Source organism: Streptomyces sp. NPDC029159, assembly GCF_055564055.1.
This window is the reverse complement of record NZ_JBVHWT010000001.1, coordinates 303,443-324,764: the sequence shown is the minus strand read 5'-3', so window position 1 is coordinate 324,764 and position 21,322 is coordinate 303,443. Positions and strand designations below refer to the sequence as shown.

At 73.0% G+C, this 21,322-nt stretch carries 20 protein-coding genes; 16 read left to right on the top strand and 4 right to left on the bottom strand.

Annotated elements, in window-relative coordinates; genetic code table 11:
• Positions 1-124 precede the first annotated feature (124 nt).
• Both ACZ4U4_RS01420 and ACZ4U4_RS01415 read left to right on the top strand, forming a co-directional pair.
• Positions 125-1,087: a DUF389 domain-containing protein gene (locus ACZ4U4_RS01420; protein WP_467868163.1), complete on the top strand. Its 963-nt coding sequence runs from the start codon at positions 125-127 to the stop codon at positions 1,085-1,087.
• Positions 1,088-1,213: 126 nt separating this feature from the next.
• On the top strand, positions 1,214-3,301 hold the full coding sequence (locus ACZ4U4_RS01415) for an APC family permease (RefSeq protein WP_467868161.1): 2,088 nt from the start codon (positions 1,214-1,216) through the stop codon (positions 3,299-3,301).
• On the opposite strand, the gene ACZ4U4_RS01410 is transcribed toward ACZ4U4_RS01415, so the two are convergent.
• On the bottom strand, positions 3,279-3,839 hold the full coding sequence (locus ACZ4U4_RS01410; RefSeq protein WP_467868159.1) for a hypothetical protein: 561 nt from the start codon (positions 3,837-3,839) through the stop codon (positions 3,279-3,281). The genes ACZ4U4_RS01415 and ACZ4U4_RS01410 overlap by 23 nt on opposite strands.
• A 73-nt stretch (positions 3,840-3,912) precedes the next feature.
• Here ACZ4U4_RS01410 and ACZ4U4_RS01405 point away from each other — a divergent pair, with 73 nt between their 5' ends.
• From ACZ4U4_RS01405 to ACZ4U4_RS01355, 11 genes are all read left to right on the top strand, one after another.
• Entirely contained in the window at positions 3,913-4,098 is a 186-nt protein-coding gene (locus ACZ4U4_RS01405) for a hypothetical protein (protein WP_467868945.1), read from the top strand.
• 273 nt (positions 4,099-4,371) lie between these two features.
• Entirely contained in the window at positions 4,372-4,500 is a 129-nt protein-coding gene (locus tag ACZ4U4_RS01400) for a hypothetical protein (RefSeq protein ID WP_467868158.1), read from the top strand.
• A complete protein-coding gene (kdpF, locus tag ACZ4U4_RS01395; protein WP_384598624.1) occupies positions 4,497-4,595 on the top strand; it encodes a K(+)-transporting ATPase subunit F in 99 nt (32 codons plus the stop codon). The genes ACZ4U4_RS01400 and kdpF overlap by 4 nt, the downstream gene beginning before the upstream one ends.
• 32 nt (positions 4,596-4,627) lie before the next feature.
• Complete coding sequence (gene kdpA / locus ACZ4U4_RS01390; protein ID WP_467868918.1) at positions 4,628-6,292, top strand: potassium-transporting ATPase subunit KdpA; 1,665 nt, start codon at positions 4,628-4,630, stop codon at positions 6,290-6,292.
• Positions 6,293-6,360: 68 nt separating this feature from the next.
• The gene (gene kdpB, locus ACZ4U4_RS01385; RefSeq protein ID WP_467868917.1) at positions 6,361-8,481 is read left to right on the top strand and encodes a potassium-transporting ATPase subunit KdpB; all 2,121 of its coding nucleotides are present in this window, start codon (positions 6,361-6,363) and stop codon (positions 8,479-8,481) included.
• Between the two features lie 8 nt (positions 8,482-8,489).
• The gene (locus tag ACZ4U4_RS01380; RefSeq protein ID WP_467868155.1) at positions 8,490-9,161 is read left to right on the top strand and encodes a potassium-transporting ATPase subunit C; all 672 of its coding nucleotides are present in this window, start codon (positions 8,490-8,492) and stop codon (positions 9,159-9,161) included.
• A 397-nt stretch (positions 9,162-9,558) separates the two neighbouring features.
• The gene (locus ACZ4U4_RS01375; RefSeq protein ID WP_467868153.1) at positions 9,559-10,803 is read left to right on the top strand and encodes a helix-turn-helix domain-containing protein; all 1,245 of its coding nucleotides are present in this window, start codon (positions 9,559-9,561) and stop codon (positions 10,801-10,803) included.
• Positions 10,804-11,104: 301 nt separating this feature from the next.
• A complete protein-coding gene (locus tag ACZ4U4_RS01370) occupies positions 11,105-11,983 on the top strand; it encodes a TIR domain-containing protein (protein WP_467868151.1) in 879 nt (292 codons plus the stop codon).
• A 220-nt stretch (positions 11,984-12,203) separates the two neighbouring features.
• The gene (locus ACZ4U4_RS01365; RefSeq protein WP_467868149.1) at positions 12,204-13,982 is read left to right on the top strand and encodes a hypothetical protein; all 1,779 of its coding nucleotides are present in this window, start codon (positions 12,204-12,206) and stop codon (positions 13,980-13,982) included.
• 11 nt (positions 13,983-13,993) lie between these two features.
• Complete coding sequence (locus ACZ4U4_RS01360; protein ID WP_467868147.1) at positions 13,994-16,057, top strand: hypothetical protein; 2,064 nt, start codon at positions 13,994-13,996, stop codon at positions 16,055-16,057.
• Between the two features lie 88 nt (positions 16,058-16,145).
• On the top strand, positions 16,146-16,352 hold the full coding sequence (locus ACZ4U4_RS01355) for a hypothetical protein (protein WP_467868145.1): 207 nt from the start codon (positions 16,146-16,148) through the stop codon (positions 16,350-16,352).
• A gap of 88 nt (positions 16,353-16,440) precedes the next feature.
• On the opposite strand, the gene ACZ4U4_RS01350 is transcribed toward ACZ4U4_RS01355, so the two are convergent.
• Positions 16,441-17,079, bottom strand: a complete 639-nt coding sequence (locus ACZ4U4_RS01350; protein ID WP_467868143.1) for an HD domain-containing protein — start codon at positions 17,077-17,079, stop codon at positions 16,441-16,443.
• A gap of 127 nt (positions 17,080-17,206) precedes the next feature.
• Between ACZ4U4_RS01350 and ACZ4U4_RS01345 the strand changes: the two genes are divergently transcribed.
• Together ACZ4U4_RS01345 and ACZ4U4_RS01340 are read left to right on the top strand one after the other, a co-directional pair.
• Positions 17,207-18,169: a GlxA family transcriptional regulator gene (locus ACZ4U4_RS01345; RefSeq protein WP_467868141.1), complete on the top strand. Its 963-nt coding sequence runs from the start codon at positions 17,207-17,209 to the stop codon at positions 18,167-18,169.
• 157 nt (positions 18,170-18,326) lie between these two features.
• On the top strand, positions 18,327-19,004 hold the full coding sequence (locus ACZ4U4_RS01340) for a hypothetical protein (RefSeq protein WP_467868139.1): 678 nt from the start codon (positions 18,327-18,329) through the stop codon (positions 19,002-19,004).
• Between the two features lie 27 nt (positions 19,005-19,031).
• Here the strand turns inward: ACZ4U4_RS01340 and ACZ4U4_RS01335 are convergent, their stop codons facing one another.
• Positions 19,032-19,577, bottom strand: coding sequence for an Lrp/AsnC family transcriptional regulator (locus ACZ4U4_RS01335; RefSeq protein ID WP_467868137.1), 546 nt, complete (start codon positions 19,575-19,577; stop codon positions 19,032-19,034).
• A gap of 111 nt (positions 19,578-19,688) precedes the next feature.
• Between ACZ4U4_RS01335 and ACZ4U4_RS01330 the strand changes: the two genes are divergently transcribed.
• Entirely contained in the window at positions 19,689-21,032 is a 1,344-nt protein-coding gene (locus ACZ4U4_RS01330; RefSeq protein WP_467868135.1) for an APC family permease, read from the top strand.
• On the opposite strand, the gene ACZ4U4_RS01325 is transcribed toward ACZ4U4_RS01330, so the two are convergent.
• Positions 21,018-21,191 (bottom strand): hypothetical protein, encoded by a 174-nt coding sequence (locus ACZ4U4_RS01325; RefSeq protein ID WP_467868133.1) that lies wholly within the window; start codon positions 21,189-21,191, stop codon positions 21,018-21,020. The two genes, ACZ4U4_RS01330 and ACZ4U4_RS01325, sit on opposite strands and share 15 nt — an antisense overlap.
• Positions 21,192-21,322 lie beyond the last annotated feature (131 nt).

Below are 21,322 nucleotides of genomic sequence, written 5' to 3'. Positions count from 1 at the left end.
TCCGTACGTCGAACGGACCGATCACCTCAGTGTGCCCTCCTCCCACGGATCGAACGAGTGCTGGCAGCCGGTCGGGAACGGGACCGGGGCGGGGCATCCGCTCCCGGAGGGCACAATGACCGCCGTGCTGCACGTACGAGTGATCTCCCCGGCCGACCGTGCCGACGAGGTGGTGCGGATCGTCACCGCCGCTCCGGCCGCCACCCATCTCGTCCGGCTGCCGGGCGCCGCCTGTGTGCCGCCCGGCGACTACCTGGAGTTCGACGTGGCGCGGGAGGGCGCCAACGACGTCCTCGCGGAGCTGCGGGACCTCGGTCTGGAGGAGTCCGGCGCGCTGACCGTCGAACCGCTCGACCTGTCCCTGTCGGCAGCCGCCGACCGCGCCGAGGCGGCCGCGCCGGGCGATCCGGACGACGCCGTCGTCTGGGCCGAACTCACCGCCCGCACCGCCGCCGAGTCCCGTCTGACCTGGGCGTTCCTCGCCTTCCTCACCCTGGCCACGCAGATCGCGGCGATCGGCGCGCTGCTGGACCAGCCGATCCTGATCGTCGGCGCGATGGTCCTGGGGCCGGAGTTCGGGCCGCTCGCGGCGCTCTGCTTCGCGGTGCTGCGCCGCGACGTCCGGCAGGCGGGGGTCGCGGTGCGGACGCTCGCCGTCGGCTTCGGCGTGGCCATCGCGATCACCCTGGCCTGTGCGGCGGTCAGCCGCCTGCTGGGCTGGATCACCCCGGACATGCTCGGCGCCCGGCCGCTGACCGGCTTCATCGTCCACCCCGACCACTGGTCGTTCATCGTGGCGGTGCTCGCCGGGGCCGCCGGAATCCTGTCGATGACGGCCGGGAAGTCGTCCTCCCTGATCGGCGTCTTCATCTCCGTCACCACCGTCCCGGCGGCCGGGAACATCGCCGTCGCCCTCGCTCTCGGCCACTGGGGCGAGGTGGGCGCCTCCTTCGCCCAGCTCGGCATCAACCTCGCCGGGATGCTGGTCGCCGGCACCCTCACCCTCGCCACCCAACGCGCCCTGTGGTCCCGCTACGGGCCCCGCCTCGCCCCGGTGCGCCCGGAGCACCTGCGGTCACGGGCCTGACGACGGGCGGCGCGCGGCGAACGGGCCCGCGCCGCGCCCGGCCGCCGGGCGTCCCCGCTGCTCCATCCGCCGTCGCCCCGCCCGCGCCGCCACGGCCGACGGCCCGCCGCTGCCTACGCTCGCCCCGTGGCCACCGTGACCGGACTGTTCAAGCGCCTGCTCCTCGGCCGGGCCCGGCGGAGTGAGGAGTTGGGCGAGACGCTGTTGCCCAAGCGGCTCGCGCTGCCGGTCTTCGCCTCCGACCCGCTGTCGTCGGTCGCGTACGCCACCCAGGAGATCCTGCTCGTCCTCACCCTCGGCGGCCTCGCCTACCTCTACGTCACGCCGTGGCTCGCCGCCGCCGTCGTCGCCCTGATGACCGTGGTCGTCCTCTCGTACCGGCAGGTCGTCCACGCCTATCCGAGCGGCGGCGGCTCGTACGAGGTGGTCTCCACCAACCTGGGGCCGTCGGCGGGGCTGGTGGTGGCCGCAGCGCTGTTGGTCGACTACGTGATGACGGTGGCGGTGTCGGTCGCCTCCGGGGTCGACAACGTCATCTCCGCGCTGCCCGCGCTCGCCGGGCACCGGGTGCTGCTGGCGCTCTGCTTCGTGGCGCTGCTGACCGCGATGAACCTGCGCGGCGTCCGCGAGTCCGGCCGCGCCTTCGCCGCCCCCACCTACCTCTTCGTCGGCGCCGTCCTGATCATGGTGGGGACGGGCCTGCTCCGGTATCTGATGGGGGACGCGCCGGTCGCCGAGAGCGCCCGCTACGGCGTCGAACCCACCCCGGGCTCGGCGCAGCTGACCGGCCTCGCCCTCACCATGCTGGTGCTGCGCGCCTTCTCGTCCGGCTGTACCGCGCTGACCGGCGTCGAGGCGATCTCCAACGGCGTCCCGGCGTTCCGGCGGCCCAAGCCGCGGAACGCGGCGGCCACGCTGGCGGCGATGGGCGCCATCGCCGTCACGATGTTCGTCGGGGTCACCACCTTGGCGATCGTCGCCAAGGTCCACATCGTGCAGGATCCCTGCCGGTTGATCGGCCTCGCCCACTGCGCCGGGTACACCCAGCGGACCGTCATCGCCCAGCTCGCCTCGTCGGTCTTCGGCGGCTCGTCCTCCGTCGGTTTCTTCGTCGTGCAGGCGGCCACCGCGCTGGTCCTGATCCTCGCCGCCAACACCGCCTTCAACGGCTTCCCGCTGCTCGCCTCGATCCTGGCGCAGGACCGCTATCTGCCGAGCCAGCTGCACAGCCGCGGCGACCGGCTGGTGTACTCCAACGGCATCCTCGTGCTGGCGGTCGTCGCCGGAGCGCTGCTGTTCGGCTTCAAGGCGAACGTCACCAGCCTCATCCACCTCTACATCCTCGGGGTGTTCACCTCCTTCACGCTCTCCCAGACCGGCATGGTCCGGCACTGGAACCGGGCGCTGCGCACCGACCCGGACCCGGCGCTGCGCCGCCGCCGTCAGCTGGCGCGGGTGGTCAACGCCGCCGGGGCGCTCGTCACCGGCCTGGTGCTGGTCATCGTGCTGGCGACGAAGTTCCTCCAGGGCGCCTGGCTCGCCGTCCTCGCGGCGGTGGTGCTGTGGCTGCTGATGCGGGCGATCCGCCGCCACTACGACACGGTCGCCGCGGAGCTGACCGTCACCGACCCGCGCGCCGACCTCACCCCGCCGCCCCGGGTGCTGGCGCTCGTCCTCGTCGCCGACGTCCACAAGCCGACGCTGCGCGCCCTCGCCTACGCCCGCGCCTTCCACCCCGACCGGCTCCAGGCGCTCACCGTCGACGCGGACCGCACCGCCACCGCCCGCCTGGAGGAGCAGTGGGCGCGGCTCGACACGGACATCCCGCTGACCGTCGTCGACTCGCCGTACCGGGAGATCACCGGCCCGGTCGTGGAGTACGTCCGCCACGTCCGCCGCACCAGCCCCCGGGACGTGGTCGGCGTCTTCATCCCCGAGTACGTGGTGGGCCGCTGGTGGGAGAACCTGCTGCACAACCAGACGGCGCTGTGGCTCAAGAGCCGGCTGCTGTTCACGCCCGGCGTGATGGTCACGTCCGTGCCCTGGCAGCTGACCTCCTCGGCGCACGCCCGGCCCGCCGTCCGGGGCGCGGGCGCGGTCCGCCGCGGGGTGCCCGCCACCGGGCACGGCATCCGCCGCGTACCGCGTGCGGGCGGACCGGGCGACGGCCCCGGGGCGGGGGACGGCGCGCCTACGCCGGACCGTTCCCCCTGAGCAGCGTCCACGCGGTCTGCCCCTCGGCGCGCTCGGTCAGCTGCCGCAGCGCCGTCGCGCCGCACAGCAGCACACCGGATGCCTGCGCGGTGCGGGCGCCGGTCGCGAAGAGGTGCCACAGCGCCGGGTTGGCGAGCAGCACCCGCGGGTCGAGGACCAGCCGCCGCCCCGCGTCGTCGCGCAGCACCAGCCGCTGCGCGACCCCTTCCGACCAGCGCACCGACACCAGCCGGTCGGTGCGCACCAGCCGCCGCCGCAGCGGACCGCGGGCCGCCAGCCAGCCCTGACCCGCGCTGATCCGCGGCGGCAGCAACAGCCCGAACAGCGCCACCGCCAGCGCCGCCCACAGCCCGCAGCGGAGCGCGTCGAGGCTCCCGGCGACGGCGTCCACGGCGACCAGCGCCGTCAGCAGCAGCACCCCGCTCACCACGGCGTCGCGCAGCGCGGCGGGCCAGTCCTCGTCGGTCGCGGTGCGCTCCGGGGACCGTACGGCGACGGCCGCCGGCCGCACGGCGGAGCGGGTACTACGTCGTCCCATGCCGCCGAGGCTAGGCCCGCCACCCCCCTCCGGACGGCCCGTTGACACGGCGCTGACGGGTCCGGATCACCCCTTGACGGAGTCCATACGCGCCCCGGCCGCCGCCGACCCCGGGGCGCGCATCACGGTGCTCATCGCGGAGGCCGAACCGGACCGTCTCCGCCATCGGCTGCTCCAGAACCAGCGGGGCGCCGTCGTCGCCCACGCCGTCCGCCGCGACACGGACGCCGTCATCTGCCGCCTGCGGCTCCGGTTGTGAGCCGCCGCGCAGGTCGCGGGGCGACACCTCGGCCGGGAGCCGACGCACCGGCCTGAGCTGCGGAAACAGGTGGGCGGACCCAGCGCGTGCCGCATTCGCGGGGAGCGCGCTCCGGGGCTCGTACCGCGCCCCGGAGCGCCCGTACGCCACCCGTGGCCGAAGGTGGCGTACGGGACGCGTCAAGAGCGGGCCCGGCGCCGTAAGGGACCCGTCAACGGGCTACGGCGGGTGGCCGAAAAGAGGTTTCGTCGAGAGGTCCACACGGCCGGGTGCATGCGCCCGGTCGTCCCTCTTGTCCCTTCCTCCCAGGAGTTCACGATGGCCGACGTGGCCTTCGTCGCCACCACGCTCGCGGTCTTCGCGCTGGTGGCCGTCATCGCCAAGGGGGTGGCGAAGCTGTGAGCGACCGGAGCATCGAGAACGTGATCGGGCTGCTCGTGGCCGTCGCCCTGCTCGGCTATCTCGTCCTCGCCCTCATCAAGCCGGAGAGGTTCTGACGGTGAACTCCCTCGCTGCCGCCTCCGGCGCCCTGAGCCCCGCCGTCGCCGCGGTGCTCCAACTGGGCGCCCTCATAGCGGCGCTCGGCCTCGCCTACCGCCCGCTCGGCGACCACATGGCCCGCGTCTACTCCTCCGACAAGCATCTGCGCGTCGAGAAGTGGATCTACCGGGCCATCGGCGCCGACCCGCACACCGAGATGCGCTGGCCCGCCTACCTCCGCGGCGTCCTCGCCTTCTCCGCGGTCAGTCTTCTCTTCCTCTACCTGCTCCAGCGGCTCCAGGGCAGCCTGCCCGGCTCCCTCGGCTTCGCCGCGATCGACCCGGACCAGGCGTTCAACACCGCCGCCTCGTTCGTCGCCAACACCAACTGGCAGTCGTACGCCGGTGAACAGGCCATGGGCCATGTCGTGCAGACCGCCGGGCTCGCGGTGCAGAACTTCGTCTCGGCGGCCGTCGGCATCGCCGTCGCCGTCGCGCTGGTCCGCGGCTTCGCCCGGTCCCGTACCGGCGAGCTGGGCAACTTCTGGGCCGACCTGGTCCGCGGCGTTGTCCGGATACTGCTGCCGATCTCCGTGGTCGGCGCGCTGGTCCTCGTCGCATGCGGCGCGATCCAGAACTTCTCTGGCGTCCACGAGGTCGGCCAGTTCCTGGGCGGCTCGCAGCAGTGGCGCGGCGGCGCGGTCGCCTCCCAGGAGGTCATCAAGGAGCTGGGCACCAACGGCGGCGGCTACTTCAACGCCAACTCCGCCCACCCCTTCGAGAACCCCAACGGATTCACCAACCTCTTCGAGGTCTTCCTGATCCTGGTGATCCCGTTCGCGCTGACCCGCACCTTCGGCCGGCTGACCGGCTCCCTCAAGCAGGGCTACGCGATCCTCGGCACCATGGCCGTCATCTGGATCGGCTTCACGCTCCTGATGTGGGCGGCCGAATTCGGCGGCCACGGCCGGGCGTTCGAGCTGGCCGGCGGCGCGCTGGAGGGCAAGGAGACCCGCTTCGGGATCGCCGGTTCGTCGATCTTCGCGGCCGCCACCACCCTCACCTCCACCGGCGCCGTGGACAGCTTCCACTCCTCGTACACCGGGCTCGGCGGCGGCCTGACGATGCTGGGCATGCAGCTCGGCGAGATCGCGCCCGGCGGCGTCGGCTCCGGCCTCTACGGGATGCTGATCATGGCGGTCATCGCGGTGTTCCTCGCCGGGCTGATGGTCGGCCGGACACCGGAGTTCCTCGGCAAGAAGATCGGCACCCGCGAGATCAAGCTCGCCGCCTGCTACATCCTCGTCACCCCGGCGCTGGTGCTCGGCTTCACCGCGGTGTCGCTGGTGCTGCCCACCCCGCCGCACTCGATGCTCAACCCCGGCGCGCACGGCTTCTCCGAACTCCTCTACGCGTACACCTCCGGCGCCAACAACAACGGCAGCGCCTTCGCCGGACTCAACGCCGACACCCCGTGGTTCAACACCACCATCGGCCTCGCGATGCTGCTGGGCCGCTTCGTCCCGATGGTCTTCGTGCTGGCGCTCGCCGGTTCGCTCGCCGAGCAGCAGCCCGTACCGAAGACCGCGGGGACCCTGCGCACGGAGAAGCCGCTCTTCTCCGGCCTGCTGGTCGGCACGATCATGATCGTCGCCGGTCTCACCTACTTCCCCGCCCTGGCCCTGGGCCCGCTCGCCGAGGGCCTGGCGTCATGACCGCCGGTACGCAGCGCTCCATCGGCGCCCCGGCGCCCACCCCTTCCGAGAAGCACGAGGACGATGCGATGTCCACCGCCACCCAGGAACGGGCGCCGCAGCAGGACGCGCCCGCCCCCGAACACCCCGAAGGCGGCCGCGTAGGCGGCGGGCTCTTCGACCCGAAACAGCTGGTCCGCTCGCTGCCCGACGCGTTCCGCAAGCTCGACCCGCGGGTGATGGTCGCCTCCCCGGTGATGTTCGTGGTGCTGATCGGCTCGGTGCTCACCACCGTGCTGGCCTTGCTTCACCCCGGCGAGTGGTTCGGCTGGGCGATCACCGCATGGCTCTGGCTGACCACCCTCTTCGCCAACCTCGCCGAGGCGGTCGCCGAGGGCCGCGGCAAAGCGCAGGCCGACACCCTGCGCAAGGCCAAGACCGACACCGTCGCCCGCCGCCTGACCGGCACCACCGAGGAGCAGGTCCCCGGCACCGAGCTGCGCATCGGCGATCTGGTGGTCTGCGAGGCCGGGGACGTCATACCCGGCGACGGCGATGTCGTCGAGGGCGTCGCCAGCGTCGACGAGTCCGCCATCACCGGCGAATCGGCGCCGGTCATCCGGGAGTCGGGCGGCGACCGCTCGGCCGTCACCGGCGGCACCAAGGTCCTCTCCGACCGCGTCGTCATCAAGATCACCACCAAGCCCGGCGAGACCTTCATCGACCGGATGATCAACCTCGTCGAGGGCGCCGCCCGGCAGAAGACCCCCAACGAGATCGCCCTCAACATCCTGCTGGCGTCCCTGACCATCGTCTTCCTGCTGGCCGTCGTCACCCTCCAGCCGTTCGCGGTGTACGCGGGCGCCGAACAGTCGATGATCGTGCTGACCGCGCTGCTGGTCTGTCTGATCCCCACCACCATCGGCGCCCTGCTCTCCGCCATCGGCATCGCCGGGATGGACCGGCTCGTCCAGCGCAACGTCCTGGCGATGTCCGGCCGCGCGGTCGAGGCGGCGGGCGACGTCTCCACCCTCCTCCTCGACAAGACCGGCACCATCACCTACGGCAACCGCCGCGCCGCCGAGTTCGTCCCCGTCCCCGGCGTCACCGCCACCGCACTCGCCGACGCCGCCCAGCTCTCCTCCCTCGCCGACGAGACCCCCGAGGGCCGCTCCGTCCTCGACCTCGCCGAGGAGAAGTACGGCCTCGCCGCCCGGCAGCAGGACCGGCTGACCGGCGCCGAGTGGATCGAGTTCACCGCCCAGACCCGGATGTCCGGCGTCGACCTCCCCGCGGACGGCGCCGCGGGACCCGCCCGTAAGGTCCGCAAGGGCGCCACCGCCTCCGTCACCGCCTGGGTGACCGAGCGCGGCGGCACCGTCGCCGACGACGTCGACCGGATCGCCACCGCCATCGCCGAGGCGGGCGGCACCCCGCTGCCCGTCGCGGTCGACGACGCGGACGGCGCCCGCGTCCTGGGCGTCATCCACCTCAAGGACGTCGTCAAGGACGGCATGCGCGAACGCTTCGACGAGCTGCGCCGGATGGGCATCAAAACCATCATGATCACCGGCGACAACCCGCTGACCGCCAAGGCCATCGCGGCGGAGGCGGGCGTCGACGACTTCCTCGCCGAGGCCACCCCCGAGGACAAGATGGCCCTCATCAAACGGGAACAGGCCGGCGGCAAACTCGTCGCGATGACCGGCGACGGCACCAACGACGCCCCCGCCCTCGCCCAGGCCGACGTCGGCGTCGCCATGAACACCGGCACCTCCGCCGCCAAAGAGGCCGGCAACATGGTCGACCTCGACTCCGACCCCACCAAACTCATCGAAATCGTAGAGATCGGCAAGCAGTTGCTGATCACCCGCGGCGCCCTGACGACCTTCTCCATCGCCAACGACGTCGCCAAATATTTCGCGATCATCCCCGCGATGTTCGCGGTGGTGTACCCGGGCCTGAACAAGCTCAACATCATGGGCCTGACGTCCCCGCAGTCCGCGATCCTGTCGGCCGTCATCTTCAACGCCCTGGTGATCGTCGCGCTGGTCCCGCTCGCCCTGAAGGGCGTCCGCTACCGCCCGATGAGCGCGGACCGCATGCTCCGCCGCAACCTCACCCTCTACGGACTCGGCGGCCTGATCACGCCGTTCCTCGGCATCAAGCTCATCGACCTGCTCCTGACCCTCATCCCCGGCATCGGGTGACGCCCACCATGAACACTTCCCTGGCCAACACCGCCCGCCTCACCGGCGCCGCACTCCGCGCCCTCCTCGCCCTGACCGTCCTGTGCGGCGTCCTCTACCCCCTCGCCGTCACCGGCCTCGCCCAGGGCCTCTTCCCGCACCAGGCGAACGGCTCCCCACTCCGCAGCGACGGCAAGGTCGTCGGCTCCTCCCTCATCGGCCAGCGCTACGCCCTGCCGCTGACGAAGGGCGAGTCGGCCCCCGCCCCCGACCTGCGCTGGTTCCAGCCCCGCCCGTCCGACGGCCTCGGCGAGAACACCCTCAACACCCGGTACCGCCTCCAGGTCTCCGGCGCCACCAACCTGTCCGGCGACAACCCCGACCTCATCAAGGCAATCAAGGCCGCCAGATCCGCCGTCCTCACCGACAACACCGTCCCCGGCTACACCCCCAAGCCCTCCGACATCCCCGCCGACGCGGTGACCTCCTCCGCCTCCGGCCTCGACCCCGACATCTCCCCGGCCTACGCCCACCTCCAGATCCACCGCGTAGCGTCCCGCAACCACCTCCCGGTGGCCGAGGTCACCCGCCTGGTGGCCGCCCACACCACGGGCCGCACCCTCGGCTTCATGGGCGAGCCCCGGGTGAACGTGCTGGAGCTGAACGTGGCGTTGGGGGAGGTGGTGGGGGTTCAGGGGTGAGGGGGCGGGGATGCGGGGCGTCCGGCCGGTGGGGGCGGGCGCCCCGCATTTCCGTGCGGCGCCGGATCGGCATCGGGGCGCGGCTCCTCAGGACGCAGGGATCGCGCCAACTCCGGCTATCCGAGCGGGTGTTCGCTCTTCCCTGGTACGTGCGTACCGCAAGCGCGGCAAGAGCGCACGCAACGGTCCCCGCGGTTTCCGGCCGTGGGCCGTGGCCGCCGCGCGGGCCCGGCCCGGCTCGCCGTTTCGCGTCCGGTCACCGGAAAGAGGCAACGGACAACACGTCCGGATTGCCGTGCGGGGCTCTCTCCGCGTGCCAAGCTCGTGGTGGAGCGGAAATCGCGCTCCGACCCCACCCGGAACTGCCGACGCGTGCGCCGCGACGAGAGGACTTGGCATGCCCATGAACCCAACCTTCGGGGGCGAACTGCGCCGCCTGCGGGAGCAGGCCGGACGCACGCTGCACGACCTGGCGCAGGAGACCAACTACAGCCGCAGCCACCTCAGCCGCATCGAGCGCGGGGAGAAGCGCCCCTCCGTGGCGCTGGCCCGCCGCTGCGACGCCCTGTTCCAGGCCGCCGGACGGCTGCAGGAGCTGGCCGAGGAGGAACCGCCCGACCTCACCGACGCGTTACCGCTGCCCGACCGGCCCCTCGGCCGACGCGGTCTGCTCACCGCCGGTGCGGCCTCACTGATCGGCTACAACCTCCCCACCGGTGCCGGCGCCGGTACCGGCCGACCCGCGGGCGTCTCGCTCGCCGATCCGTTCCGGGCGCAGCTGGAACAGATGCGCCGCCTGGGGCAGAGCGCGGACCCGGGCACCCTGCTCGACCTGCTCGGGACGCAGACCGCCACCCTCGCCCGGCTCGCGGTCGCCCAAAGCTCGTCCGACGGTGCCGAACTCCTCGTCCTCGCCGCGCACTTCGCCACCTACACGGGCTGGATGGCGCAGGAGAGCGGCGACAACCGCGCCGCACTCGACTGGACCGCCAAGGCCGTCGACCTGGCGGAGGCCGGCGGCGACCGGAACCTGTCGTCGTACGCCCTGGTCCGGCAGGCGCTGGTGGCCTTCTACGACCACGACGCGGCGCAGACCGTCGCGCTCGCCGGCCGGGCGCAGTCCGAGCGGCTGCCGTCCCGCATCCGAGGGCTGGCCGCCCAGCGGGAGGCGCAGGGCCATGCGCTCGCCGGAGATGAGCGTGCCTGTCTGCGCAGCCTCGACCGGGCTCGTGCGCTGCTCGCCGCGGAGCCCGCCCGTACCGGCGGCGACCCGGTGATCGGCACCTCGCACCTCACCGACCCCGCCGCCATGGTCACCGGCTGGTGCCTCTTCGACCTGGGACGACCACGCGAGGCCGCCGAGGTCTTCGACCAGGAGTGCCTGCGCATCCCGGCCCACGCCCTGCGCACCCGTACCCGGTACGGCCTCCGCCACGCGCGGGCGCACGCCGCGGCCGGCGAGGTGGAGCGCGCCTGCGAGATCGCGGCCGACCTGCTCGATCTGACGGTGACCGCGCGCTCCGCCACCGTGACCGCGGACGTCCGCAACCTCGCCAGGGAGCTGGCACGGTTCCGTACCCTCCGCGCCGTACGCGAGCTGCAACCCGCGCTGTCCAGAGCGCTCACCCTCACCCGGCCCTGACGGCCGCCCCGCCCGGCCTCCCGTCGCCCGGCGGCACTCCCCGCCTGTTCCCTCCGCCGCGCGAGGGCGATGACGCCTGCCCGTAGGGGAGAGGCGCGCCCCGCGACCGGACGGCGACCCCGACGATCCCGCCCCTGGCCCTGTGCCCGGAACCCGGCCCCCGACAGCGGCCCATGTCGCCGCGCCCGGAGACGCGGCGCCCCACCGAACCCGGATCTTTCCCCGATCCGCCGCCGACCCGGTCCGCCGCCCCCGGCGGACCGAACCCGCAGAGAACCGAAGAGGAAAAGAGAACACCGCCATGCACGAGGTTTTCATCAACTACCGCACCAAGGACGAAGAGGCCACCGCCACCACGCTGGATGTCTATCTCTCGGGGCGCTTCGGCACCGATCAGATCTTCCGTGCCAGCAAGTCCATCGAGGCGGGCCAGGACTTCCGGAAGGGGCTGGTCGCCGCCGCGCGCCGCTGCCACGTCCTGCTGGCGGTGATCGGGCCGGACTGGCTGACCGTGCAGGCCAAGGACGGCAGGCGGGCACTGGACGTGCCCGCGGACTGGACGCGCCGGGAACTCGTGGAGGCGGCCGGATCGGCGCAGGTCATCCCGGTACTGGTCGGGGACACGCTCCGGCTGCAGCGCTCCCAGCTGCCGAAGAACCTCGCCTGGCTCGCGGACTGCCAGTACCGCCGGCTGTACCACCGCGACCACACCGCCGGCCTCCAGCGCATCGGCGACGACATCGCCGAGCTGGTCCCCCATCTCGCCGAGGCCGACCGGCACGGGGGCGAGGAGACGACGCGGAGCGCCGCTGAGGCGGGCGGGGGGAACCGGGTGGAAGGCCGGAACATCGGCATCGGCGGCGTGGGCCGTGACTTCCGCGGCACCTACATCGGTGAATCGACCGGTCCCGTTCACACGGGAAGCGGCACCCAGCACGCCCCGCAACTCTCCGGGGACGGCGCGAACTATGTCGCAGGCGATGTCGCCGGGCCGGTCGGCGGCACCCACGTCGCGGGTGATCAGCACACCACCCACATCGCCGGTGACCAGAACAACGGGACCCGTATCGAGGGCGAGGTGTCCGGCGGAACGCTCATCACCGGAGGCCACTTCGGCCCCGTCGGAGCCATCGGCACCCACCACGACAACCGCTGCGCATCCGAGGACAGCGACAGGTGACCGACGAGGGCAGCGCCACCTGGATCGGCGAGTCACAGGGGCCGGTCAACACAGGCGAGGGTGACCAGCACAATCACGCGTATTTTTCGGTTCGGCCGGCGGCGGCCCGTTCCGGCCCGCGGGCGCTCCCAAGGACCCGCTGACGGTCGCCCGGGAGCACCGCGCCTGGCTGAGCCGACGGTTCGTCCAACCGGTCAACTTCGGGGAGGCCGCCGACCGGTTGAAGAAACCGGGAAGCACCGTCCTGCTGACCGGCCCGGAGGGTATCGGGCTGCGGACGGCTGCCACCATGCTGCTCCACCGGCTGGGCACCCCGGACAGTCCGTTCGAGGAACTGCCCGCCAGGCCGGAGGGGGACGAGGGGGGTGCGGAGGTCGCCGCAGGCGACCGCTTCCTGCTCGACCTCTCCGCGACCTCCGACGACGCTTACCGGGAAGCCCGGGAACAGCTGGTCATCCATCAGAAGAAAGTGGCGGACAACGGCGCATGGATGGCCGTGGTGCTGCCGACCGGGCTCAGGCACCACCTGCGCTCGGAGCTGGCATGGCTGACCGTCGAGCTGGGCCGCCCTGACGGGCTGCGGGCACTCGCACTGCACCTCCGGCAGAACGGCATCCACGTCGAGCGGAGGAGCCTGGAGGCACCGGAGCTGAGGCGTTGGCTCCCCGAGTCGTCGGTGCCGAAGCTGAAGCATCTGCTCCACGAGTCGTCGATGCAGGAGATCTTCGACTTCGCGGACATGGTGCGTCGGGCCCGTGACTGGGCCGGCCAGGCAGGCAGCTTCCCCGTCTGGTGCGCCGAGGCGCTCAAAGCGTTCAACGAGCGGCCTGAAGAGGTGACGAAACAGGTTCAGAAGCTTGAACAGGTGCCGGAACGGGCGCTGTTGCTGTCCGCCGCCATGTTCAGCGAGGCCACCGCCGACGCGGTGCACCGCGGCGCGGCCCAACTCCTCCACGGTCTTGGCCACCAGGACGACGGAACTCCGCTGCTCGCCCGGCCCGGGCTCGGCGAGCGGCTGAAAGCCTTGGGGGTCCGGCGGCGGGAGGACGGTCGGGTCCGTTTCGCGGAGCTGGCTTATGACGGGGCCGTTCGCCTGCACTTCTGGGCCAACTACCCCGATCTCCGGAAGGTGTTGCGGGAGTGGATTGCGAAGGCGGCCCGCCTCCCGGGGCTCACCGGAAGCGACCGGGAGCGCCTGGCGGTGCGGTTCGCCGAGCAGTGCCTCGCCGTCGACCGCCCCTGGGACCTCTATTCCGTGGCCGAGGAATGGACCGCCGACGCTCCTCGCCGTCTGGAGACCGAGGCCGCCGCCCTCCTCGAACAGGGTCTCGCCCACCCACGGCACGCCGGCCGTATCCGCGCCCGGATCTACGACTGGGTGACGGGGCCCCACCTCAGCCTCGGCCTCGCCCGGGTCCTGGCCGGCGTCTGCCGGCAGGTCCTCGCCGCCACTCACCCCGACCAGGCACTGGTGCGTCTGCACCATCTGGCGCTCCGCCCCGGTGCGGAGGCCGAGGAGGGATGGGAGGGACTCCTGGACCTGGCGTGCGGCAGCCGCCGCCTCCACGCCCGCCTCGTCCACCGGCTGCTGACCGTGAGACGGGGAGCGGAAGAGCGGAAGTTCCGGCTCCTCCTCGAACTGCTCGACCCCACCCGGCTCGGCTTCTGCCCGTACCGGCAGCCCCTCCACGACGCCTGGCAGGCGGTGCTAGCCCGGGCCGAGTCCCCGGCGGTCTGGAAGCCGTTGGCGCTCGCGCTCTTCACGGCGGTGCACGAACGGCCGCCGGACTGGGACCGCGCGCCGAACGCCCTGATACGCGCGGCCGACGGCGACCCGGGCGTCCTGAACCACCTCTACGTCATGACCTGCGACTGGGCCGCGGACGCGCCGACGCCGCGCGACCGCGCAGCCCGGCAGAAGACCGCCGCCGGGATCCGGCAGAAGATCGACGCCGCGCAGGGCCTGGACTTCACGACCGATCGCCCCGGCGCCCCCTAGGGAGAACCCCGATGACGTTCCGAAGCAAGACCGTTCCCCTCCTCCTCGTCCTGCTCGGCGGCTCCGTGCCCGTCCTGCTCGGACTCCAGCTCGGCTGGCCCGTCTGGGTGACCGTCTTCCCGGCGCTGGCGCTGGTGGCGGCCCTGTCCCTGCTGGTGGTGCACCAGACCGCCGAGCAGGAGCGGGAGACCGACCCGTACCGCCCCGACCCGTCACCCGTGGTGGAGCCCGCGCCGTCACCCTTCACGACCGGACTCATGGCGCCGCCCGAACCCCCCTTCAACGAAAAGCGGGTGGATCGCATCCGGCTGGCCAGCGCGCGTCCGGACTACACCTTCGTGTTCTCCGCCACCGTGTGGTGGCGTCCGCTCCGCAGCGGCGCGGGCCCGGTGCAGCCGGGCCTCGCGGACCTCGCCGTGTCCACCGTGCTGTCCCGGGCCCAGGCGGTCGTCGGCCAGGAGGACCCCGAGCATTGGGAGACCGCCCCCCACCGGCTGCAGGGCGAGATCGGCTGCCAGCGCACGGACTCCTCGGACCTGGTCACCGTTGTCGCGGACGGCATCAGCCTGATGCTGGACGAGGACGACCGCGTCAGGCTGGAGAAGCTGTCCCAGCTCCGCAAGGACCAGGACGACTGGGAACGCCACCGGCACTTCGAACGCAGCCGGCGCTCCTACCTGGGCGACGAGGTGCTCAAGACGCCCGGCAGTGCCGTCGTGTGGTGGCTGGCCCGCCACGACGAACGGGTCAAGGACGCGGTCAACATGATCGGCCCGCTCGCCCAGCTGTCGGCCGCCGCGAACGACACCGAGATCCCCGAACCGTTCCGGCACGTCGTCGCCGGATACCCGGACCGCGCTTCCTACCTCGCCGCCGTGAACGGAGTGGATCAGGTGGCAGCCGACGACGAGGAAGACGGGGAATACGTCGGCAGGATGCCCATGCCGGAGGCGGAGCAGCCATCGTTCCGCTTCGACAGGAACTTCGCCGCTCCGGAGGATGTGGACGAGGAGTTTCGGCACACCGGATTCGCGTCGGGTGGTCCGGGACCCTACAGCGCTCCCGATGTGGCGCCGGAGCGTGATGTGGCGGACCATTTCGCCGAGATGCTCGACGCACTCGGTCTGAAGGAAGGCACGCCGGAGCGCACGGTGTTCGTCGACCGCATCGTCCACTCCACCAGGGCCGCCGGACGGGCCGAGGACGCCGAAAAGATCAGGCAGCGGCTGAACCCTGACCGCTGCCCGTCCCCCGAGGCCCGGCCGCCGTTCACGGACCCCGCCGCGGAGCCCCCCGGCCACCACGGCACCACCATGGGCGGGGAGCAGGCCCCGGACAACCCGAGTGCTTCCGCCTCTGCCCCGGCCGACGAGGCACCGCGCGCATCCGCCGAGGAGGGCTGGGGCCCGGGGCACCGTCCCGAGGAAGCCCCCGCCGCCCCCGCGAGCCCGTTCAACAGCCGTCCCGAGGACGGTTACCAGGGCCAGGAGACCCACGAAGGACGATTCACCGGCGGACCCCTGGCCGGCGAGGACGCAGACGGCGGATACGACGCAGCCGACGGGCACACCCCCGACGGGCAACCCGTCCCCCCGTACTCCGCGCCCGATGCCACCCCCGGCGACGGCAACGGTCCGGCCCCGCAGCCGTCCCCGTTCGACGTCCCCGAGGCCGCGGCCCCGTACGAAGACCCCGACCGGCCCGTTGAGCCCCGCCCCGCGGACCACGATCCCCGGCGCGGTTACGGACTGCCGCCGGAGCAGACCCCGGACGGTGGATACGCGCCGCCGCCCAATGACGCGGCGCTGACCGGGCACACCCAGGAAGCCGATGCCGCCCTGCCCGCGAACGGCACGCCGCCGTCCGCCGATGCCCTGTGGTGGGGCGACCGGTCCGTACCGTCCGACGACGGACCGGCGGCGCCTCCGGCCGACCCGCCCACCGCGCCCCGCCGCGTCTGGGCCATGCCGCCCGCGGACGCCGACCACAGCCAGGACACCCCGGAGGTCGCGGACCGGGCCGAGCCTCCCCACGAGGGCGGGCCGCAGAACCCGCACACCCCCGGCTTCGGCTGACCTGCACCCCGGCCCCGAGGGCAGCACGGCAGCTGACGGGCCCCACCGATCGCGGTGGGGCCCGTTCCCGTGCGCTCCGGCCGCCCGGGTGAAGCCGCCCCTCGTCATCACCGGCGGACAGATCGCCCCGCGCCCCTTCGGCATCGCCGTCGCCAAGAACCAACCGGCCCTCCGCGCCGCCGTCCGCGCCTCCCTGAACCGGCTCATCGAGGACGGCACCTACGGGAAGATCCTCGACAGGTGGGAAGTGGCGGAGTGCGCGGTGGCGCGGGCGGAGATCAACGGGGGGAGCTGAACGGCGCCCCGCCCCGGACTGAGCCTGACCCGGCCCGGGAAGGCCGGGCAGGCCCTCACCCGGCCCGGGGGCGCCGGGCGGCGCGGCCTCACTCCGGCCAGTCGGAGTTCTTGATCACCTCGACGAAGTCCCCCCGCACGAACCCGGGCACGTAATGCGCCAGCACATCCGCCTTCACATTGCCGAACGTCGTCTCCGGCCGGTCCTTGATGCCCTCCGTGAACGCGGCGAGGATGCCGTTCTTGAAGTCCGGCCGGGGGTGCGCCGCGACCACCGCGGCCCGCTCCTCGTCCGAGACCGCGTGGTAGCCGATGCCCAGGACGTCCAGCTCCACACCCCGGGTGACCAGCGCGATCTCCGGCGCCATGTGGAGCGGGATCTCGGGGGTGGTGTGCAGTGCGATGGCCGTCCACACCCGGTCGGCCGGCTCGCCCGTGATGCCGTGGGCGTGCAGGAAGCGGCGGGCCTCGTCGGCGCCGTCGATCTCGAACCGCTGGTCCGTCCGGCGGTAGCGCTCGGTCAGCCCCAGATCGTGGAACATCGCCCCGACGTACAGCAGCTCCGGGTCGACCGTCAGCCCCTGCTCCCGGCCGCGCAGCGTGCCCCACAGGAAGACCCGCCGCGAATGGTCGAAGACCAGCGGCGCCGCCGCCTCCCGCACCAGCTCGGTGGCCTCCCGCGCCAGCGCACTGTCCGGAATCCGTACTCCTGCGATCGATGCACTCATGGGTACGCACGTCCTCTCTTCCGCTTGCCCCCAGATTCGCCCCGGCCCCTACGCTGGCGCCATGTCCTCACGGCCGGATGAACCACGGATTCGGACATGCCGCCGGGGCGCGGCCACACCGCTGCGGGTGGCGTTCGTCGTCTTCGACGGGGTGACCCTCCTCGACGTCAGTGGCCCGTCGGAGGTACTGCACCAGGCGGGCCGCTTCGGATGCCCGTACGAGCTGGTGCTGGTCGCACCCGGCGGCGGGCCGGTCACCACCGCCGCCGGACCGGCGCTGACCGGCACCGTCCGGGCACAGGAGGCCGGGCCGGTCCACACGGTGCTGGTCGCCGGCGGCGACCGCCTCGCCGAGGAGCCGCCCGACGAGGCCCTCCTGGCGACCGTCCGCGCGCTCACCCCCGGGGCGGCCCGCATCGCCTCCGTCTGCACCGGCGCCTTCGTCCTCGCCGATCTGGGCCTGCTGGACGGCCGTCGCGCCACCACCCACTGGCGGCACGCCGCCGCCCTCGCCCGCCGCCACCCGCGGGTACGCGTCGAGCCGGACGCGCTCCACCTCCGCGACGGCCGGTACGTCACCTCGGCGGGCATCAGCGCGGGCATCGACCTGACCCTCGCGCTGGTGGAGGACGACCACGGTGCGGAGGTGGCCCGCGAGATCGCCCGGGAGATGGTGGTCTTCCTGCACCGGCCGGGCGGCCAGTCGCAGTTCTCCGCGGCGCTCGACACCCCGCCCGTCCGCGGCGACCTGCTCCGCCCGGTCCTGGAGTCCGTCCTCGCCGACCCGGCCGCCGACCACAGTCTCCCGGCGCTGGCCGCCGCCGCGGCCGTCAGCCCCCGCCAGCTGACCCGCCGCTTCCGCGCCGAACTGGGCACCACCCCGGCCCGCTGGGTCGAACGCGTCCGCCTCGACCGCGCCCGGCAACTCCTCCTCGACGGCCACAGCGTCACCGCCGCCGCCCGCCACAGCGGCTTGGGCACCGACGAATCCCTCCGCCGCGCCTTCGCCCGCCACCTGGGCACCACCCCGACCCACTACCGCCAACGCTTCGCCAGTACCCGGCAGATGACGGCCCCCGAGATCCCCTAGGGGGCCCGCGAACGCGGTGCCCGGTACGCGACGACCCGTAGGGGATCCGCCGGTTAGTCAGGTGTTAGCAGCGGGGCAGCCGGACGGTAGCGGCCCCCGGCAGAGTCGGTGACGTACCGAGGAGAGCACGACACCGACCGCCCCTGGGGGACCCCGCATGAACGCCCGCACCGCCGCCCGCACCCCGCGCCGCCGCACCCTGCGCATCGCCCTCGCCGCCCTGACCGCGGCCGCCGGACTCACCCTGACCGCCTGCTCCGGCGCGGACGCCGCCGCCACGAAGCCCGCAGGTCACACGGCCGCCGCCGAGACCGGCGGGACGGGCTCCGCCGCCGGCGCCAAGTCCGGCAACGCGGCCGAGACCAGGTCCGGTGCCGAGGCCACGCAGTCGGGCGGTACGTCCGCCACGGGCGAGTCGGGCTCCCCGGACAAGACCGTGACCCTGGTGGACGGCAGCAAGGCCGAAATCCACGACCTCGGCAACCAGAACTACCGCGCCGAGATCGTCCACGACGGCGAGACCCTGGCCACGCTGGAGACGAAGGACTCCGACGCCGCGGCCGACCTCAACGGCATGTACGTCCTGCTCACGATGGGCGGCGAGGTCCACTCCTGGGAGGGCGGCGCACAGACCGGACCGGGCACCTTCACCCTCGCGGGCGGCTGGCAGGCCAAGGTCACCAAGCTCGGCGAACTCCACTTCCGCGCCGAGATCATCGGCCACGAGGGATCGGTGGACGCCACCCTGGAGGCGAACGGCCACGCCGCCGGCGTCGACGCCAACGGTGTCTCCATCGTCCTCACCGCCGGCGGCGAGATCAGCGCCCACGAGTGACCACGGGCCCGGGACCGGGCCGTTCCCCTAGGTGATCTCCCCGGGCCGGGCCCGGCCACCGTCCCCGCTCCCGTTGACGTTCACGGGCGGCCGGGCGCGGTGGCCGGGCTCGGCCATCTCGCGCGTGATCACCCGGTCGCTCACATTCGTCGAGTAGACGATCGTCGTCGACAGCGAGCCGATCTTCGTGATGCGCGCGGTGACCTCTTCGAGATGGCCCATCGAACGGGCCGCCACCTTGGCGACGAAGCAGTCGCTGCCGGTCACGTGGTGGCACTCCACGATCTCCGGGCAGTCGCGGAAAACGCGGAGGTATTCCTGGTAATTGCTGCCCGGAAACACGATGTTGACGATGGCCAGGATCGGCAGTCCGAGCCCGGACAGATTGACCCGCGTCCGGTACCCCTCGATGATCCCGGACTGCTCCAGCCGCCGGACCCGCTCGGTGACCGCCGGAGGCGTCAGGGAGACCCGTCGTCCCAGCTCACTGAAGGTGATGCGGGCATTGGCCTGCAATTCCTCCAGGATCCGCCAATCGGTCGCGTCGAGCGCCGCTTTCACCTCTTCAGCCATCGGCCAAGAATACGGAAATTTCCCAGGTGACGGCCGCCGAACTCCTTCAACTTCCCCTGTGGGAGCAGCGGGCGCGCGCCCTAGCGTGAAGCCGACGCGAAGGAGGACGAAATGGCGCCCGCCACCCCACCCCGGAATCGCCCCGCGCATCCGGGCCGACCGCACCGCTCACCGCACCCCGCGGCCCCCGCTCCGGCCGAAGGCCCGGCCACCACCGGGCGGCTCAACCTCCCGCAGGGCACCGCCCTCTACGTCGGGGCGGTGCTGGGCACCGGCGTCCTCGCCCTCCCCGGACTGACCGCACAGGCGGCCGGCCCCGCGTCGCTGCTGGCCTGGGCGGCGCTCGTCGTGCTGTCGGTGCCGCTCGCCGCGACCTTCGCCGCACTGGCCGCCCGGCAGCCCGACCCGGGCGGCGTGTCGACCTACGTACGGCGGGCGTTCGGGAACCGCGCCGCCACCGTCGTCGGCTGGTGGTTCTACCTCGGCGCCCCGGTCGGCATCCCCGCACTGGCCCTCTTCGGCGCGTCCTACCTGGAACGCAGCACCGGCGGCGGCCCCGCGGCGACCACCGGCTACGCCGCGGCCCTGCTCGTCGCGGGCTTCCTGGCCAACGCCTTCGGCGTACGGGTCTCCGGACGCGTCCAACTCCTCCTCTCCGGCTCGCTGGCCCTGCTGCTCGTCCTCGGCATCCTGGTGGCGCTCCCGCACGCGGACCCGGCGCGGCTGCACCCCTTCGCCCCGCACGGCTGGTCGGCGATCGGCCCCGCCGCGGCGCTCCTCGTCTGGTCGTTCACGGGCTGGGAGACGGTCACCCACCTGTCGGCGGAGTTCGCCCACCCGCGCCGCGACATCAAACGCGCGACCGCCGCCGCGCTGCTCACCATCGGCGTCCTCTACCTCGCCCTGGCGACCGTCACCGTGCTGGCCCTCGACACCGCCGCCGGAACCTCGGCGACCTCCCTGGCCGCCCTGCTGGAGCTGGGCTTCGGCCCGCTGGGCGGGGTCCTCGCCGGGGTGATCGCGATCCTCACCACCCTCGGCACCATGAACGCCTACATCGCCGGCACCGCCAAACTCGGCGCCGCCCTGGCCCGCGACGGCGCCCTGCCCCGCACCCTGGGCACCGGCGCCGAACCGGGCGGCGTCCCGCGCCGCAGCCTGACCGTGGTCGCCGCGATCGCCGCCACCGTCTTCACCGCCGCCACCCTCACCGGAACCCCCGTACAGCCCCTGGTACTGACCACCACCGCCTGCCTGGGCGCCGTCTACGCCCTCGGCTCGGCCGCCGGCGCCCGCATCCTCCGCCCCCACACCCGCTGGGGCACGGCCGCCGCGGTGGTCTCCCTCCTGCTCATCTGCGTCCTGCTCGCCCTGACGGGCGCATATCTGCTGTGGCCCGCGATGCTGACCGCCGCCGCCCTGCTGTGGTGCCGCCGGGCGTCACAGACCCCATGAGACCGTCCCGCCCGCGGTGACCAGCACCGCCAGCACGGTGACATCGGCGGGGCCGAGGAGCAGACCGGCCCAGGCCCGCCCGCGCCGCGCCGTCCCGCGCCGCAGGGCGAGAACGGCGAGGCGCGTCAGGACGGTCTTCTCCCCAGTGGCCGACGTCATGTCAGATATCTCCTTGCGGCGTCCGGAACGGTGCCCACGTATCAGGAAGACGAGCAGCCACGCGGTGATCAGTGAGCCGGCGACGATGCTGACGGCCACCGGGCCGCGGAGCCGCCGCCCCCGGAGGCTCC

Excerpts from the sequence above, each read along its gene's own strand:
- ACZ4U4_RS01350 (WP_467868143.1), bottom strand. The coding sequence starts at position 17,079 with ATGAGTGCATCGATCGCAGGAGTACGGATTCCGGACAGTGCGCTGGCG.
- ACZ4U4_RS01370 (WP_467868151.1), top strand. The coding sequence starts at position 11,105 with ATGCACGAGGTTTTCATCAACTACCGCACCAAGGACGAAGAGGCCACC.
- ACZ4U4_RS01340 (WP_467868139.1), top strand. The coding sequence starts at position 18,327 with ATGAACGCCCGCACCGCCGCCCGCACCCCGCGCCGCCGCACCCTGCGC.
- ACZ4U4_RS01360 (WP_467868147.1), top strand. The coding sequence starts at position 13,994 with ATGACGTTCCGAAGCAAGACCGTTCCCCTCCTCCTCGTCCTGCTCGGC.
- ACZ4U4_RS01375 (WP_467868153.1), top strand. The coding sequence starts at position 9,559 with ATGCCCATGAACCCAACCTTCGGGGGCGAACTGCGCCGCCTGCGGGAG.
- ACZ4U4_RS01330 (WP_467868135.1), top strand. The coding sequence starts at position 19,689 with ATGGCGCCCGCCACCCCACCCCGGAATCGCCCCGCGCATCCGGGCCGA.
- ACZ4U4_RS01380 (WP_467868155.1), top strand. The coding sequence starts at position 8,490 with ATGAACACTTCCCTGGCCAACACCGCCCGCCTCACCGGCGCCGCACTC.
- ACZ4U4_RS01335 (WP_467868137.1), bottom strand. The coding sequence starts at position 19,577 with ATGGCTGAAGAGGTGAAAGCGGCGCTCGACGCGACCGATTGGCGGATC.
- ACZ4U4_RS01400 (WP_467868158.1), top strand. The coding sequence starts at position 4,372 with ATGCGCCCGGTCGTCCCTCTTGTCCCTTCCTCCCAGGAGTTCACGATG.
- ACZ4U4_RS01410 (WP_467868159.1), bottom strand. The coding sequence starts at position 3,839 with ATGGGACGACGTAGTACCCGCTCCGCCGTGCGGCCGGCGGCCGTCGCC.
- kdpB (WP_467868917.1), top strand. The coding sequence starts at position 6,361 with ATGTCCACCGCCACCCAGGAACGGGCGCCGCAGCAGGACGCGCCCGCC.
- ACZ4U4_RS01325 (WP_467868133.1), bottom strand. The coding sequence starts at position 21,191 with ATGACGTCGGCCACTGGGGAGAAGACCGTCCTGACGCGCCTCGCCGTT.